Here is a 15,539-nt window from a genome sequence, read left to right on the forward strand (position 1 = left end):
GCCATCGCACAATTAGAACTTCCGTAATCAAACCCGACTTTCATTCTCTACCTCAAACTGCTGAAAAGTCGCGAGGTGTACCATGGTTGTCGTTATTGTCAGATGAATTTATCTAGGTTCCAACATCCTTAATTGGTTTGTTGTGGAAAGCATAGCGCACAGTGTCAGATTGCTTGGCTTGATACATAGCGGAATCTGCCTGTTGGATCCCAGTCTCAATGTCGAGGCTATTAATCAGACTGACGCCGATACTAATCCGACAACTTAGTTTATTGCCTTCAAAGAGATATGGCTTATCTACCTTGTTGATTATTTGCTGGCAGATCTCAACCACATGAGATTTGGCTTTAGAGTACTGCGGGGATAAATGAGTAATTAAAATAACAAACTCATCACCTCCCCAGCGGACCACCACATCCATCTGACGTACGCTAGCACACAAACGTTGAGCAACCGCCTTGAGTAATTGATCCCCCACATGGTGACCATGTAAGTCATTTGCTTTTTTAAAATCATCTAGGTCTAAAAACAAGATTGCACAATGACAACCAAGCTGTTGCCCTGCATGGAGTTGCTCCACCAGCCCATGCTTAAGAATATGACGATTCGGTAATTCGGTTAACTGATCATGATACGCCAGTTTCTCGGCTTCAAGATACGCAAGCTTACGATCATTGATATCCCGAGATAACACGATAAAACGTGTTTCTGCATGATTATCGCTAGCAGTCACAACTTTACGGGCGATGGAGACCTCAAACCAACGCTCACCAACAGGTGTGGGCAAGTGAATATGGCTACCATGTGAATAACCGTTAGCTTTTGCTTCCTGTAATGCCTGCATCACTATTTTAGCGGCATGTTCTGGCATCACTTCTGTCACCGTATGGCCGATCAATTGCTCTGCTGGCGCGACTAACAACTCAGGACGAAGTATGCTAGCATCCCAGTGTCGCCCCTCTTCATCCAGTTCAAACATCAAGTCCGGCATAGCACTTAATGTCGACGCCAATTCCTCATAACTCGGTTGCGCCAAAGCTTGAGCACATGCCATACGACGGTCCTTAATCATGAGACGTTGCAACATCCTGTTCCATAATTCTATAAACTTGAACTTTTCAGTTTGAAACATGCCAATGATCACAGCTCATCTACGGCTATCGTTATAAAATAATATACCAATTTTTTGAATTATGACTAGAATCCGTTGCTATTTACTGTTTGACTTTTGTTCTTGTAAATAAATTTTGCTCGCGACGTTCGACTTGCCTCTTGGAAATCTATGTAAAAGTCGAACAACAATGAACAAATCACACTTAGGTGAACTCGAACGGCTGCGCTAATATGCAGAAGAAAAGCCATTGACGAATTGATAATAATTCCTATAATCGACACGGCAGCGCTTTCCATGATGGAAGGTCACAAGATATATAAGGATGACTATGTCTTTTTTCAAAAAAGCCCTTGGCGCAGTCGGTATCGGTGCAGCAAAAGTAGATACCATCTTAGAGACCCATCACGCCTCCCCTGGCGAAGAAATTTCTGGAACGGTTAAAATCATCGGTGGCAAAGTTGCTCAAGAGATCAACAAAATAGATCTCAACGTAATGTGCAACTACACCGTTGAAAGAGAAGACAGTGAAGGTGAAACAACCACCATCACTAAAAACCACACCCTTGCTAAATTTCAAATCAACGAACGATTTACTATCGAACCTGGTGATGAAAAGCACATTCCATTCGCGCTTGACCTCGCTGAAGAAACTCCGCTTACTGTAGGTCAATCCAAAACTTGGATTGCTACCAACCTTGATATTGATATGGCGCTCGACAAGTCAGATAGGGACTATTTACATATCGTACCTACCGAGCTACAACAAGCGGCTATCGATGCGATGGAAGCGCTTGGCTTTAAACTCTATGAATCAGACTGTGAAGGTATTGATGAAGTATCATTCTCACGCCTCCCATTCGTACAAGAGTTAGAGTTTAAAACAATCACAGGTGACTTCCATGGTCGCTTTGATGAAGTAGAAGTGGTTTTCTTTAATCGTGGTGAGCAACTAGAAATCATCTTTGAGATTGACCGTAAAGCGCGAGGTTTTAAAGGCTTCTTTGCAGAGGCGCTAGACCTTGATGAGTCAAAAGCCAGACTGCTGATAGATGAATCCGATTTAGAAGACCTAGAAGATGCTATCTATGACATTCTAGAGGCGAATTGCTAGGATACTTCAATAGTATTATGCTTTAGTGCTCGTTGCATTCATACGAATGCAACTTCTATATGAACAAACTCTCTATACTGACTTATGACAAATTTAAGCCATCGAAAAATGCGTACTACAGCGCTTTATAGTTGACTTAACCTCAATAAGGCAGCACATTAAAACGAATGGTCAAGGTAGATTAGGTGACAATGAATGTCCAACTTTAGAATTTGGAAACTGGTTAGCCTACTGTGTGTTTTGAGCCTAATGCTGGGCTGCGAATCGAAAGAAGAGCGTATCCAGCAAACCATTACACATACACTTCAAGAAGCTTCAACAGCGATAAATACGCTGGGAACCGCCCTTGATAAAAAGCAGGTGAGAAATGCCAACCTTTTGACTGAGTATGGCAAAGTACTTAGTCAGCAAAAACCTCAGCTCAGCGAAATTGCGCAAATTATTTCCCAAGACGCAACAAGCAGCGGTACCTTATATCAGAGTTTATTGACTCGTTATCAGTCCCTCAAGTCCCCCGATCCTAGCATGAACAGCGATGACATTATCAACCAAGCAGTGTTGTTAAAAGAAGCAGCTTCCATCAGTTTATTCAACGATGCGCTCACAGATCCAATCAATGTTTTAGCTGATATGTCAGATGGCAAGCTAGCGCGAGTCGGCGCGATCAGTCAGCAAGCAGAACAAACGGCAAATGGCCAGACCGGTATCGGTAACCAGCTTGTTGGCAATGCCAACTATGGCGAATGGCAGACCAACTCAAACGGCACTAGCTTTTGGATGTGGTACGGCATGTATCGCATGCTTGGAGATATAGTGGGTGATGTGGAGTATGGCCGCTGGAGTAAACACCGCAAATACAGTTACTACAGTGACTATGGTCGCCATAGGTATACTAGCTATAAAGGTTACAAACGCCAAACAGAGCTCGCCAAGCGTACAAAACAATCGTATCAACGCCAGGGTAAACAATTTACCAGTCCCTATGCCAAGAAAAGATCTGGCGCGTCAGGGTTAAGCCGAAGTAGTAATACCCCATCAGCAGTAACTCGAAGCAGCTACTCTCGAACCTCAAGCTACGGCTCAGTTCGCAATAGCTCAAGTAGAACCTCCCGTGGCGTAAGCCGGGGCAAATAGCGCATATATAGCGGAGTTAACACATGTACCAATTTAACGGATTAACAGCTTGGACTTTTCAAGCATTGCTAATAGATATGGCGGTGATCGTCGCGTTGTTTGTTAGCTTAAAATACATCAAAGGTTGGGTATCTAACCTTCATGCAAACGACGAAATCACTGAAAGAGACAACTTTGCATTTGGCCTCAGTTTTGCTGGTGGTTTAGCAGGCTTAGCCATTGTGATTTCGGGCATTTCAAGTGGTGCTTTTGCCAGCTCTTTAGCTCAAGAAGCGCTACAAATGGCGGGCTATGGTATCGTTGGTATCGTCCTTATCAAGCTCGGCCATTTTTTCCAAGACAAAGTCGCGCTACGCAAGGTGAACCTTCATGACGAAATCGTTAAAGGTAATGTCACCTCAGCACTGATTGATTTTGGCCATGTGGTGAGCGTTGCCATTGTGATCCGCTCAGCTTTGCTTTGGGTACTCACAGAGGGCTGGTATGGTTTACCTATTGTGGTTGCAGCCTTCATTATTGGTAATATTTGTATGCTGCTTGTGAGCCAATACCGAGTACAACTATTTAAGCGCACCAACAAAAGTGGCGACTGTCTACAGCAAGCAATCAAAGACAACAATGTTGCGGTCGGGATCCGCTACGCGGGCTTTTTAATCGGCTCAGCACTTGCACTGACTGCAGCGTCCGGTTTAGCGCCTTATGTGGCAGACAATATTAACTCAAGTCTACTGTATTGGAGTATTGCTGCACTGGGTAGTATTGTGCTATTCATCGTCTTACACCTAGCCATGATAAAAATTATTCTGGCGGGTAAAGATATTTCCGATGAAGTGAACAGACAAAAGAATATTGGTGTTGCTGCCATCTCAGCCGCGCTTTCTTTTGCCATTGGTACGACTATGGCAAGTTTGTTAGGTGCATAACCCTTGAGCGTATCAGCACCACAAACTTCTGCAAGAGTGACCGGCAACTGGTCGTTGTTCGGTCACGATACCCTACTTATTGGCGTTATGGCCATTTTGGCCGGTTGCGGCCTAATCTACGAATATTTGCTTTCCCACTATGCGGGCCGCGTTTTAGGCTCAGTAGAGAGCGCGATTTATGCCATGATAGGCACGATGATCGTGGCGATGGGCATTGGCGCATTTTTAGCGCGTTGGTTTAAAGATCCTTTTACCGCTTTTGCATGGCTTGAAAGCCTAATAGCACTGCTCGGCATGAGCAGTATTTTGGTGATCGCCAGTGTTATTGCCCTTACTTATACCCTGCCCCATACACTTTCCAGCCTTTATAGCCTGCCTCCTGATAGTGTCTTAGATGGTATGCCATTTGAGCAATTACAAGTATTTGCCCGATTTCTACCTTATGTTTTCGGCCTCGTCCTAGGTATTTTAATCGGCATGGAAATTCCGCTGATCGCTAGGATCCGCCAACAAGTGTACGGTCGTTTCCTTGAAAATAACGCAGGCACCATCTACGGTGCAGATTATATCGGTGCAGGTGTTGGTGCTGCCATTTGGGTCACGATAATGCTTGCGCTACCAATAATGCAAGCAGCAGCGTGGACCGCACTATTTAATATCATTGCAGGACTTATCTTCCTATGGCGTTATCATGTTCACGTCCGTTTCGCTAAGTTATTATTCGCGTGTCACTTTGTCCTATTGGGAGTTTTTTTCGTTATTCTGAACCACGGCTCCAATTGGATGAAAGACCTCAGCAATGTGCTTTACAAAGACAAAGTGATCTATTCAGAATCAACGAAGTACCAACATGTTGTCATCACCGAGCGATTAAGCCGCGCACAACCGATGCCAATTAACGACTTATTCTTAAATGGTCGATTACAGTTTTCATCTGTTGATGAACAGATCTATCACACTATGCTTGTGTATCCTGCAATGCTGGCATCCAACCGTCGCGAAAAGGTATTAATCATTGGCGGCGGAGATGGTTTGGCACTTCGAGATGTACTTGAATGGCCTGTTGAAAATGCAACCTTAATCGATTTGGATGGGCAACTGCTCTCACTATTTGGACTACAAGGGCAGCCCTACCCCGCTAGACCGAACATCACTAGTCAATTAACTCAATTAAATGGCGATGCGTTAAATGACCCAAGAGCAACCGTTATCGTAGCAGACGCATTTTTAGAAGTAGAGAAAATGCTCGACCAAGGTAGACAATTTGACACTATCATTATTGATTTACCCGACCCAAATCACCCTGATTTGAATAAGCTATATAGCGACTACTTTTATAATCATGTACGTCAATTACTGGCACCCGATGGCGCACTCGCTATTCAATCAACGTCTCCCTATCACGCCAAAAAAGCGTTTATTAGCATAGCTAAAACGGTAAAGCATGCCGGGTTTACGCATGTTGAGCAATATCAGCAGAATATTCCCTCATTTGGCCAATGGGGTTGGACAATCGCTACGAGAGCTGGACAACCGGCAAGTGCTAGGATCAGGTCGGTCGAGTCTTTACCTGTCCCAAGTAACTGGATAAATAAAGAGTATTTACTTGCTACTTTCGCTTTCCCAAATCGCTTTTTTGATGGAGCAAAAGATATTGAAGTCAACCAGTTAGGAACGGGAAGATTATACGATTATTATCGCCAAGCATGGCAAACAGAAGATGAGTTGTATAAAAATTAGCGCACGGCCATTGACATATTATGTCTTACGTGCAACTCTTAACTCAGACATAATATGTCAAAACAAAAAAGGTAAATGAAGATGGAATTAAATGAACTATCAATCAAATTAGCATCATTTGAAACAGAAGGTGCTAACTTCGAATCATTCTTAATCGCCAATGAAGGCGAGCAAGATGTATTGCAAGTGATTGTTGACGGAAATGACGAATTACCAATTTTTGTGACTCAGACTGAAGAACAACTTGTATGCATTAGTTACCTATTTAAAGAGAACGAGGTAAAGCCTGAACTGCTAAACGAGTTAAATGAAGCACTATTAAAACTGAATGTGCCGATCCCGCTGAGTGCGTTTGCTAAAATTGATGAGCAGTATGCGATATTTGGTGCTCTAGCCGTTTCCTCCTCAATTGATGAGATCACGCACGAACTGGTCACCCTCGCGGACAATGCAATCGAAGCATTGGAAGCCGTGACTGTGTATTTGAATGAGTAATATTGGAGTTGTGAAATGAGTATTTTAAAGAAATTATTTACTGCTGTTCGTGGTGGCGCTAGAGAAGTTGGTGAGTCAATTGTTGATGCAAATGGCATTCGTATTTTTGAGCAAGAAATTGCTGACGCACAAAACGCATTAGCTAAAGCCAAAAAGAGCTTAACAGAAGTAATGGCGAAAGAGATGCAGACAAAACGCAAATTAGCTGCACTTGACGAAAGCATTATCGAGCATGAAAACTATGCAGGACAAGCGCTCGAAAAAGGTAACGAAGCTTTAGCGGTAGAAATCGCAGAGAAAATCGGTGAATTTGAAGTTGAGCGCGCAGAGCATCAGCAAGTGCTAGACGGCTTTAGTAAACATGTGATCCTGTTAAAACAGCAGATCAAAGAAGCTGAAAAAACGATTAAAGAAAACCAACGCCAGCTGACAATGGTAAAAACCACAGACAGCGTTCAAAAAGCAACCATGGCAGTAAACAGCACGCTAAATACCAATGCGTCATCTATGGTAAATGCTCGCCAGTCGCTTGAGCGTATCAAGCAACGCCAGCAAGATAGGCAAGATCAACTGGCTGCGGCAAAAGAGCTTGAAGCCGCTGCAACGGGCGCAGATCTAAAAGCTAAAATGGCAGAAGCTGGAATTGGCTCTACGCAAAAGAGTAATGATATTCTTGAACGTATTAGAGCTAAACAAAGCAACTAATATTTACTGATTAGAAAAAGGAGGCCTCGCCTCCTTTTTACCCTTTTTGATTATGTAGGTGCATTATGTTTGGCTTTTTTAAATCAAAAAAAACTCCTGAGCGACAGCTTACTCATGCAAAAGATCTGAAAGTTGGGGATATGCTCACCATCATTGATTCGTTCGCTTATCCTAGCTGGCTCAAGGGACAAACCCTCAAAGTGGTTGGCGTACAAACTTACCAATTTGAACGCAGCGCTGCATATGAATTTGTTCTCGAAAGTGATTCAGGTAACATTACTTTTTTGCAAATTGAACAAAGTGACGGTGAGGAATACGCTAACTTCTCTATCAAAATCCAAAGAGAAGACGTCGATGCTATTTTTACACTTGATGAATTTGCGCGTATTTTCGATGAAGAAGCACTGACCCACATCGACGCGCAGGCCACTCCGGAGGCTTTCGAGCGATTTTTAGGTAAAAGCTATCAACAAAGTGAAGCGCCCTACATTTGCTACTTCTACGATAGCGATTATCGCGGTCGCACCTTGCCACGCTATCAAGATGAAAGTGGCGAAGTATGTGAAGTTATCGAGTTACTTAGTCCTGACGAAAAATTCGCTATCAATATCGAAATCTGGGATGGGGGAGAAACTGACGTGTCACTAACCATGTGCCGACCACTGAGCGATATTGTCGACCTATTCCCTGGAGCGAACTCGTGACCACAAGAGAAGACAAGTGGAAACGTCAAGAAGTCGCATTGAGGGCCACACAAATGGCCTTCGATTTAACCACTGAAGTACAAAAAAGCATTAAAAAACAGGCAATAGACGAAGAGCTAACACCATCCGATATGATCAGAAAGATCCTTGATTTAGAAGTTAAATCGAAGAAAACTCGGCAACGCTTATCCTTCAATCTAACCGATGATGAAATCGTACTATTAGCAGAACGTTTTGGCGTTGACCCTAACGACAAACGGGCTGTAAAGCAACAAGTCGCCAATATGCTACTTAGTCGCTATACAGAAAATAAAAAGAAGTAGTTGGCTGTATTTATTGTAGATTTATCTAGGTTGTTGTCCTATAAACAACCTATGGCGCTACCCTTATTCAACCTACATGATGTAGCGCCTTGCACAACTATAACACCGATCACTCTACCGCGAGCAGCTCAACTTCAAACACTAATAACGAACCCGGTTCGATTTTACCTGCAGCACGGTCACCATAGCCTAAGTCTGGACCAATCCAAAAGCGGTATTTATCCCCTTCGCTCATCAACTGCACGCCTTCGGTCCAACCAGGGATCACTTGATTAAGTCCAAAGCTGATGGGTTGGTCACGCAATACTGAGCTGTCGAATACGGAGCCATCAAGTAAAGTGCCGTGATAATGCACTTTAACTTTGCTCGTTGCATTTGGCTGTTTGCCACCGTCAGTTTGAGTGATTATTTCGTACTGGAGACCTGAGTCAGTTTTATGTACCTCTGTGCGCTTTTCGTTTTCTTTCAAAAAGTCAGCTGCTTGAATTCGATTAAACTGCGCAAGCTGCTTTTGTTTCTGACCACCACGAAAAAACACCACCGCAATCACCAGTGCAACAATAACGAGGATAATATTAGTTGTCGTCATGGTTTTCTTCTCCTTTGTCGTCATCGCCGTTTACTACTTTTGCAATACGCTCAAGTTTCGCCATTGCAACTGCATTGATACTGTTTTCAGGATAGCCTTCATCGCTAAGCTCTCCTGCTGGTCTATCCATTAACAAGCTAAGCGCTTCATCTACTGTAGCAACGGCATAGACATGGAATAAGCCTTTTTCAACAGCTGCAATCACTTCATCATCTAACACTAAGTTGACCTTGTTAGATTCAGGGACGATCACCCCTTGCTTACCTGTGAGACCTCGCATTTTGCAGAGTTTAAAGAAGCCTTCGATTTTTTCGTTTACACCACCAATGGCTTGTACTTCACCGTGTTGGTTAATTGAGCCGGTGAGCGCTAATGATTGATCCACGGGCAGTTGCGTCACAGCCGATAGCAGTGCACAAAGCTCTGCAAGTGATGCGCTATCACCGTCAATAAAACCATAATTTTGTTCAATGGCGATATTTGCGCTAAGTGTCAGGCTAAAGTCTTGCGCATACTTGTTACCTAGGTAACCCGTAAGCAGCATCACGCCTTTTGAGTGAATTGACTTACCTAAGTCTACCTCACGTTCAACGTCAATCACCCCGTCAGCACCCGCGTATACCGTAGAGGTAATACGCGCAGGCGTACCAAATGCGGTGTCACCAATATGCAGTACCGTCAGGCCATTTACCTTACCAATTGCGGTGCCTTCGGTTGCAATCAAGGTATGCCCTTCTTGAATATCGCTGAGCATGTTTTCGCTTAACTGTCCTGTTCGATATTCTTTTCCAGCTATCGCCTCATCGATGTGATTAGCGGCAATTTGGTTTACGCCATCTTGCTTGGCATAAAAACTGGCTTCCGCCACCAGCTCCAAAACATCGGCAAAGCGCGCCGAGAGCTTACTGTGGTGCTCCGCTTGGCGATAGCTAAATTTAAGCATACGTGCCAGCGCCGCTGAGCTAAGCTCAATCTTCAAGGTATCATTACAGTATTCCATCACCTTAGTGATAAATTGATACTGCATTTTGTCCGAGCTTGGTAAATAGTAATCAAAATCAGCCAGCACTCTAAATAGCTCTGCAAACTCTTCATCGTATTCACCTATGGTGTAATACAGGTCTCTTGAACCCAAAAGAATAATTTTGACATCTAACGGTATTAACTGCGGCTTTAAGGTAAAGCTGCTACCTACCGAATTGTCTTGATACGGTAGGTCATTTTTAATTTGGTGGGTTTTCAGCGACAGTTTAAGGCCATCCCACACTTGCGCGTTAGCCATAACTTTTTCTGCATCCATGATCAGATAGCCGCCATTGGCGCGGTGCAATGCACCGGCTTGAATAGAGCGATAGCTAGTGATCAAATTACCTTGGGAGGTTGCATATTCCACCTTACCAAAGATATTACCAAAGGTCGGATTTGGCTCGTACACCACAGGCGCAGGATCGTCTTCTTTAAACTCAACCAGAATATTGGGCGCAAAAAAGTCCGTGAGCATTCCCTTTGAATCAAAGTCGTCTTTGTTTTCGTCGCTGCTACTATCGTCGTCTAGCCAATCTAATACCGCATCGACAATTTCAACCTTGAGATCTTTAAGATAACGCAGCACGCCAATGTGTGCGGCATACTTATGCTCAAGTGCTTTTAATAGCGGTTTGGTCGCCATTTCGATGGTGGTTTTTTTAAGATTACGCAAACGCTCAGAGGATTCGCGCTTCCATCTTGGCAGCTCAATAAGTGACTCAATGAGGGCATCTTCTAATGTCTCAATTGCCGTTAAAAAGTGTGCCTGAACATGCTCGTCTAGTGCTGAAAACTCCGTATCACTAAGTTGCTTACCGTCAACCACAGGAGCGAAACCAACCGTTCCCGTATCTTCTATCAGTGCAACGCTCATATTCATAGCTTGCTGCTCAACAGCGGTGATCGCAGCGTCGTATTTTTGTTCGAACTCTTTATCTAGCGACTTTTTCTTGCGTTGATAACCCGGATTGTCAAAAGCTGCAGGAAAAGTATCTAAGATCTCATCGATAAAGGCGTCAATATCAGCCTCAAGCTGCTTACTTTCACCCGCTTGCATAAATAGCGCGATAGGCTCACGATGGTCGTCATAGTTATTAACGTACAACCATTCTTTGGGCGTTGGCTTAGTTTTACTGTGCGCCTCGAGCTTGTCTTTTACCATGGTAAAACGACCCAGCGCCGCTTCTCCCATGACATAGACATTATAACCGGGTAGCTCCATTCCCAAGGCAAAATCTAGCGCGGTTTGAGCACGCTGCTGGCCAATAAACGGTAGCGCTTCAGGGTAAGGGTTTTGGATACAATTTTCTATGTGAGTCAACGAAACTGATGGCGCGAGCAGGCTCGCAGGCAGTGCTTTTTCAGACGACAATTTAGATTTGGTCATTCTAACTTCTTTGTATTATTCGCATACGTTAGTCTACTCAGCTTGGTACTCCCAAGCTGAGCGCCCACACTTTAGGGCGCTAATGTTTTTCTAGTATATTCCCCATGCCCGCACTCGCTGCAAGCTGGGATCTTGATGGCATAATAAACATCTAATTTATAGCCACAATTCTTACACACTAATTGTCCCAAAGCTATCCATTCACCTTCTTTATAAATGCCTTGATGTTCAAAATCCTTTAAAAGTGCGGACCACTCAAGTTGAGTTCTATCTTCTAATTGGGATATTTCGAATAAGATGTTGGCTTTGAGCTCACTCCAAGCCGCTTCATCATAGAAGGATTTGTTTTCGAGAAGGTGTTCCAAGTCACGTTTTAGATAGTAACTATAATCATCATAGGTTTGTTTGGTGTAGTCTTTCAGTGCGCTTTGCACTTCCCAGAATCGCTTAGATAAATCGTCAATTTCATGTTCTTTGACGTCTTTGAGCCAATCGGAAAATTGATCCAGCCATTTTTGATAATCCGCCATTGCTACACTCCTGTTTCGCCAATAGGTTAAGTGTAGACCAGATATACCATTCATTGTATTAGGGTTTGCTGAACTTGGTACTCAGCAAACCCATTTGGCTTCAGATTATGAAGCCAAAAGTCATTGCTATTACCTTAGAAGCGATACTTCACACCAACGGTTGCTGTTGTACCAAGGCCTTTAATGTTATATCCACCGTACGTATAGGCTTGTGCGCGAGCTGGGAAGTAGTCTGAGTTAAATAAGTTTTCAATACCAACAAACGCTTGCCAGCTTTGCCCGAATTGATATTGACCACTAAAGTTAACCACGTTATAGCTGTCAATTGGACCTTGATCACCAACATAGTTGCCTTTATCGTTCCGCTCAAAACGTTTACGGTCACCCACATGTAACCAGCTTAACGTCATAGATAACGCATCAACTGGCTGCCAGTTTAGGTTTGCCGTAAGCTTTGGTGGACTAATTTGTCTTGAGCCAAGGTACGTATCCGCTTCAGTATCTTTACCTTCTACATAACTATATGTCGCAATGAGTTTTAGCGTGTCGTTGATCTTGTAATCGACAAGTGCCTCATAGCCCCATATTTTTTGTGGTGCTCGAACAGGCTCATAAACTCCGGTTACTTCATTGAATTTATTCGTTGTGCCAAACTCAGATGTACTTCTATATGCCGCAAATTCAAATCGTAGCGTCTCAAATTGAGAGTTAAAACCAATTTCGTAGTTATCAACAATTGACGCTTCCGTTTGAATTTGGCCAATGTCTTCTACCGTTGCACTACGCAGCAGACGGCCAATATCGGAGATATCAGAGCCCTGCGAGTAACTAGCGAATGGGCTAAACTTCTCATTTGCGTTATATTTAATACCCACATTGTACGTTGTGGCGTCATAATCAATGGTGTCGCCTTTCACGTTAAGTGGCACAGAGCACTGATCCGCTGAACGGCAAAGTTTTAGTGTTTGGTAATCAGCTACCGCAAGATCAATACTTTCTTGCCTCACTCCCGCTTTTAACACTAGGTCATCGGCAACAATCCACTTGGTCTGTAGGTAACCTGCGATGCTTTCCATGTCCATTTCTGGCACCCAAATACGACCATCAACAAGTGGCTGTGAAGTCACATCATTCAGCGCATCGACACCATAAATGAAGGTAGCTTGGACACTGTCAAAATCAACCAAAGTATTAAATGTCGCACGCGCGCCCTTTTTTTCAGAGCGGATGATAGATTGACCGCCAGTGTACCCTTCATCAGGGTTTGCTAAACTTGGCGAGAAGAAGAACACGTTCTCAATGTCTTGCATATACGCATCAAGCGTCATTTGTGTATTAGCAAAGATCTCAAAATCGGTGTACTTGACTGTAATATTCTCGTTGCCTTCAGGCCCTTGTGGCTTACCTTGTTTCTGCTGAGCTGGTGGCACGTGAATAGCGTAAGATTTTTCACCTAAATTGATGTTGCCAAACACATCACCTAGGTCAGTTTTTTGCTGTGAACTGTAGAAGTTATAGCTAAATTGCAGTTGCTTGTCTTCGTCAAAGTCATAGCCAAGCTTAGTAAAGTAGTTTTCTGTCACGGTATCCGACAGACCATACTGTAAACCCAGAATATCACCTTCAGCATCACGCTGAACACCATTTTCTTCATAGCTTGCTGTGACTAAATAACTAAATTGGTCAACACGGCCATTAATCGCGCCCGCAATTCGAGCACCAGCGCTCTCTGCAAGCTTTACTGCACTAAAACGGCTAGATAGACTAATTTCACCTTCTGGTTTGCCATCGCTTTTGGCCTGCTTGGTGATGTAGTTAATGATCCCGCCTGAAGCACCATTACCATAAATTGAGGTTGCCCCTTTGATCACTTCTATACGGGCGATGGCACTTGGATCGAGTGTTTTTACACCCAACGAACCATTTCGCAGTGGTGTAGACTGAGGTACACCATCAATCATCACCAGAGGCGCACGTCCACGCAACGATTGCCCAGTATTACTCGAACTCCCCGTATCCGGAGCAAGACCAGGAACAATTTGAGATAACAAGCTTTGTAGTTCTGGATTTACTTTTAAATGATCTTCAATTTGTTTTTGATTAATAATCGTAATGGAGGCAGGCACTTCATCAATGCTTTCAAACACACGGCTGCCCGAGACCACGATATGCTCCATATCTGCGGCTTGAAGATCTTTAACATTGGTATCGTCTGCAATGGCTGCTGCGCTAACAGCCAACGCTACCATACTGAGAGTAGTTTTTAACATGGTTATCCTTGCTGGATTTAGAATAATAATGATGTAAAAAGCGGCAATATAATATTGCCAAACCTCAGTAAAAACAAGATGAATGTGAATGGTTTGCATTATCTTTTACTGGAAAATTATTCTACTCCGCACCACTTTTTGCAATTATATCTACATAACAATAACTTAGACTGAAGTTAATTACCTCCTCCCACGATGACGTTGTAACCAAAAATACAGGCCAGATACCGTGAACAAGGTCGGAGCTAAGGCAAGCATTAACCAAGCAAATTGCACAATGGGGCCAGCAAAATCACCAATATGAAACTTGTACTTAAAGTTCCAGATTTGTGTAGCGACTCCTGCTTTTGATGCATCATATTGCGCTACCACCTCACTGTTATAGGGATTTACCCAAACCCAGCTATAGGCATGACTTTCGCCCGGGTTTTGAACTCGAAAAGCGACGCTGTCGGACACTTTGTCAGGGATATAAATACGGAACAGCTGACTATCTGGAAAGGTGGTTTCCGCACGCTTTGTAGCGCTATTTAAATCATAGGGTAAGCCGTGAAAGTCAACCGCAATAGTGGGTGGCTTTGGCCTTGCTTCGACCTCGTCAAAGCTCAACCACTCAACCACAGCCTTAGTTTGCGACTGCCAGTTAAACGCCATACCACTGAAGGCAATGAGCAGTATTGGTAAGAGCAAATATACACCCAATACGGTGTGTAACTGATAAAGCAGGACTCTTAGCTTAGCTTTTGGCTTTATCACTAGCCGTTTTAAGCGATTTTTAGGCTTTACCCAAAGATAAAAACCCAGCACTAACTCAATAATGAGTACAAGTGCACAAATAGATACCCAATCTCTAAGCGGCTTTTTGTTGTCAGCATCTTCAAACAACAACCAACGGTGTAGTGCCATCGTAAAGCCGTAAAGCGTAGAGTAATACTCGTAGCGATAAAGGACCTCGCCACTGTAGGGATTAACGCTAACATAATCACCGCTAGACAACTTCAGTTGCCACGCCAAATCCGGCTGCTGCTCAGGCATGAATAGTGAAACTTTTTCAGCGGTCGTTGATTCAACCGAGTTGACTATTTGCTCTACCCCAAGAGGTTCAGACTGCGGCTCAACTCGCCACAACTTAGGCTGAGCAAGATATTGAATATCTTTAGCATATATAAGCAGCGCCCCTGTTAAGCTTAAGCAGATAATAAACGCACCAGATACCAGCGCCATTACGAGGTGAGCACGGCGTAACCACAATTTTATCAAGGGAACTCTCAAACTTCTTTCGATATTCAGCAATAGTAAGTGATAACAACTCTTACTTGCAACAGCACAAAATTTACCCTTTTGCCGTTGCTGGTCTTCGCGTAGTTTAGCTCTACTTCGACACGCTCTTTAGTGCACAGCAATCAACTAAAATAATTCCACTTTAGGTGCTGTGATTGCTGGCTAATTTCGGGTATGCTATCGAGCAATTTTCTATTAATTTTGCCA

The 15,539-nt window shown here is 43.5% G+C and carries 14 protein-coding genes; 8 read left to right on the forward strand and 6 right to left on the reverse strand.

Annotated features, from left to right (window positions below):
- Positions 1–112: 112 nt before the first annotated feature.
- Positions 113–1,087, reverse strand: coding sequence for a GGDEF domain-containing protein (locus CWC03_RS17720; protein WP_138583019.1), 975 nt, complete (start codon positions 1,085–1,087; stop codon positions 113–115).
- Positions 1,088–1,442: 355 nt separating this feature from the next.
- On the opposite strand from CWC03_RS17720, the gene CWC03_RS17725 reads away from it, so the two are divergent.
- The 8 genes from CWC03_RS17725 (at position 1,443) to CWC03_RS17760 (ending at position 8,249) form a co-directional block, all read left to right on the forward strand.
- Entirely contained in the window at positions 1,443–2,225 is a 783-nt protein-coding gene (locus CWC03_RS17725) for a sporulation protein (RefSeq protein WP_128728423.1), read from the forward strand.
- 195 nt (positions 2,226–2,420) lie between these two features.
- Positions 2,421–3,359, forward strand: a complete 939-nt coding sequence (locus CWC03_RS17730) for a CHAD domain-containing protein (RefSeq protein ID WP_128728424.1) — start codon at positions 2,421–2,423, stop codon at positions 3,357–3,359.
- Positions 3,360–3,382: 23 nt separating this feature from the next.
- Entirely contained in the window at positions 3,383–4,282 is a 900-nt protein-coding gene (locus CWC03_RS17735) for a DUF350 domain-containing protein (RefSeq protein ID WP_138583020.1), read from the forward strand.
- Between the two features lie 87 nt (positions 4,283–4,369).
- A complete protein-coding gene (locus CWC03_RS17740; RefSeq protein ID WP_249314068.1) occupies positions 4,370–6,022 on the forward strand; it encodes a polyamine aminopropyltransferase in 1,653 nt (550 codons plus the stop codon).
- Between the two features lie 81 nt (positions 6,023–6,103).
- Positions 6,104–6,517, forward strand: a complete 414-nt coding sequence (locus tag CWC03_RS17745; protein ID WP_010606165.1) for a DUF2170 family protein — start codon at positions 6,104–6,106, stop codon at positions 6,515–6,517.
- 15 nt (positions 6,518–6,532) lie between these two features.
- On the forward strand, positions 6,533–7,222 hold the full coding sequence (locus tag CWC03_RS17750; protein ID WP_010371996.1) for a PspA/IM30 family protein: 690 nt from the start codon (positions 6,533–6,535) through the stop codon (positions 7,220–7,222).
- A 65-nt stretch (positions 7,223–7,287) separates the two neighbouring features.
- Positions 7,288–7,926, forward strand: a complete 639-nt coding sequence (locus CWC03_RS17755) for a DUF4178 domain-containing protein (protein ID WP_128728427.1) — start codon at positions 7,288–7,290, stop codon at positions 7,924–7,926.
- Positions 7,923–8,249, forward strand: coding sequence for a hypothetical protein (locus tag CWC03_RS17760; RefSeq protein WP_138583022.1), 327 nt, complete (start codon positions 7,923–7,925; stop codon positions 8,247–8,249). The genes CWC03_RS17755 and CWC03_RS17760 overlap by 4 nt, the downstream gene beginning before the upstream one ends.
- Before the next feature lie 109 nt (positions 8,250–8,358).
- Here CWC03_RS17760 and CWC03_RS17765 read toward each other — a convergent pair whose 3' ends face one another.
- The 5 genes from CWC03_RS17765 to CWC03_RS17785 form a co-directional block, all read right to left on the reverse strand.
- Positions 8,359–8,838 carry an FKBP-type peptidyl-prolyl cis-trans isomerase gene (locus tag CWC03_RS17765; RefSeq protein ID WP_010606161.1) on the reverse strand — a complete coding sequence of 160 codons (480 nt, stop codon included), beginning with the start codon at positions 8,836–8,838 and terminating at the stop codon, positions 8,359–8,361.
- Positions 8,825–11,251 (reverse strand): Lon protease family protein, encoded by a 2,427-nt coding sequence (locus tag CWC03_RS17770; RefSeq protein ID WP_138583023.1) that lies wholly within the window; start codon positions 11,249–11,251, stop codon positions 8,825–8,827. Before CWC03_RS17770 ends, CWC03_RS17765 begins: the two co-directional genes overlap by 14 nt.
- Before the next feature lie 71 nt (positions 11,252–11,322).
- Entirely contained in the window at positions 11,323–11,781 is a 459-nt protein-coding gene (locus CWC03_RS17775) for a zinc ribbon-containing protein (RefSeq protein ID WP_138583024.1), read from the reverse strand.
- A 134-nt stretch (positions 11,782–11,915) separates the two neighbouring features.
- The gene (locus CWC03_RS17780; protein ID WP_138583025.1) at positions 11,916–14,051 is read right to left on the reverse strand and encodes a TonB-dependent receptor; all 2,136 of its coding nucleotides are present in this window, start codon (positions 14,049–14,051) and stop codon (positions 11,916–11,918) included.
- A gap of 180 nt (positions 14,052–14,231) precedes the next feature.
- Positions 14,232–15,308, reverse strand: a complete 1,077-nt coding sequence (locus CWC03_RS17785) for a PepSY-associated TM helix domain-containing protein (protein ID WP_283234899.1) — start codon at positions 15,306–15,308, stop codon at positions 14,232–14,234.
- Positions 15,309–15,539 lie beyond the last annotated feature (231 nt).

The sequence above is a fragment of the Pseudoalteromonas sp. S2755 genome, assembly GCF_005886535.1.
GTDB lineage: Bacteria > Pseudomonadota > Gammaproteobacteria > Enterobacterales > Alteromonadaceae > Pseudoalteromonas.

Coding starts and splice junctions, on each gene's coding strand:
- CWC03_RS17735 (WP_138583020.1), top strand. CDS start 3,383: ATGTACCAATTTAACGGATTAACAGCTTGGACTTTTCAAGCATTGCTA.
- CWC03_RS17765 (WP_010606161.1), bottom strand. CDS start 8,838: ATGACGACAACTAATATTATCCTCGTTATTGTTGCACTGGTGATTGCG.
- CWC03_RS17725 (WP_128728423.1), top strand. CDS start 1,443: ATGTCTTTTTTCAAAAAAGCCCTTGGCGCAGTCGGTATCGGTGCAGCA.
- CWC03_RS17720 (WP_138583019.1), bottom strand. CDS start 1,087: ATGTTGCAACGTCTCATGATTAAGGACCGTCGTATGGCATGTGCTCAA.
- CWC03_RS17770 (WP_138583023.1), bottom strand. CDS start 11,251: ATGACCAAATCTAAATTGTCGTCTGAAAAAGCACTGCCTGCGAGCCTG.
- CWC03_RS17740 (WP_249314068.1), top strand. CDS start 4,370: ATGGCCATTTTGGCCGGTTGCGGCCTAATCTACGAATATTTGCTTTCC.
- CWC03_RS17730 (WP_128728424.1), top strand. CDS start 2,421: ATGTCCAACTTTAGAATTTGGAAACTGGTTAGCCTACTGTGTGTTTTG.
- CWC03_RS17745 (WP_010606165.1), top strand. CDS start 6,104: ATGGAATTAAATGAACTATCAATCAAATTAGCATCATTTGAAACAGAA.
- CWC03_RS17750 (WP_010371996.1), top strand. CDS start 6,533: ATGAGTATTTTAAAGAAATTATTTACTGCTGTTCGTGGTGGCGCTAGA.
- CWC03_RS17775 (WP_138583024.1), bottom strand. CDS start 11,781: ATGGCGGATTATCAAAAATGGCTGGATCAATTTTCCGATTGGCTCAAA.
- CWC03_RS17780 (WP_138583025.1), bottom strand. CDS start 14,051: ATGTTAAAAACTACTCTCAGTATGGTAGCGTTGGCTGTTAGCGCAGCA.
- CWC03_RS17755 (WP_128728427.1), top strand. CDS start 7,288: ATGTTTGGCTTTTTTAAATCAAAAAAAACTCCTGAGCGACAGCTTACT.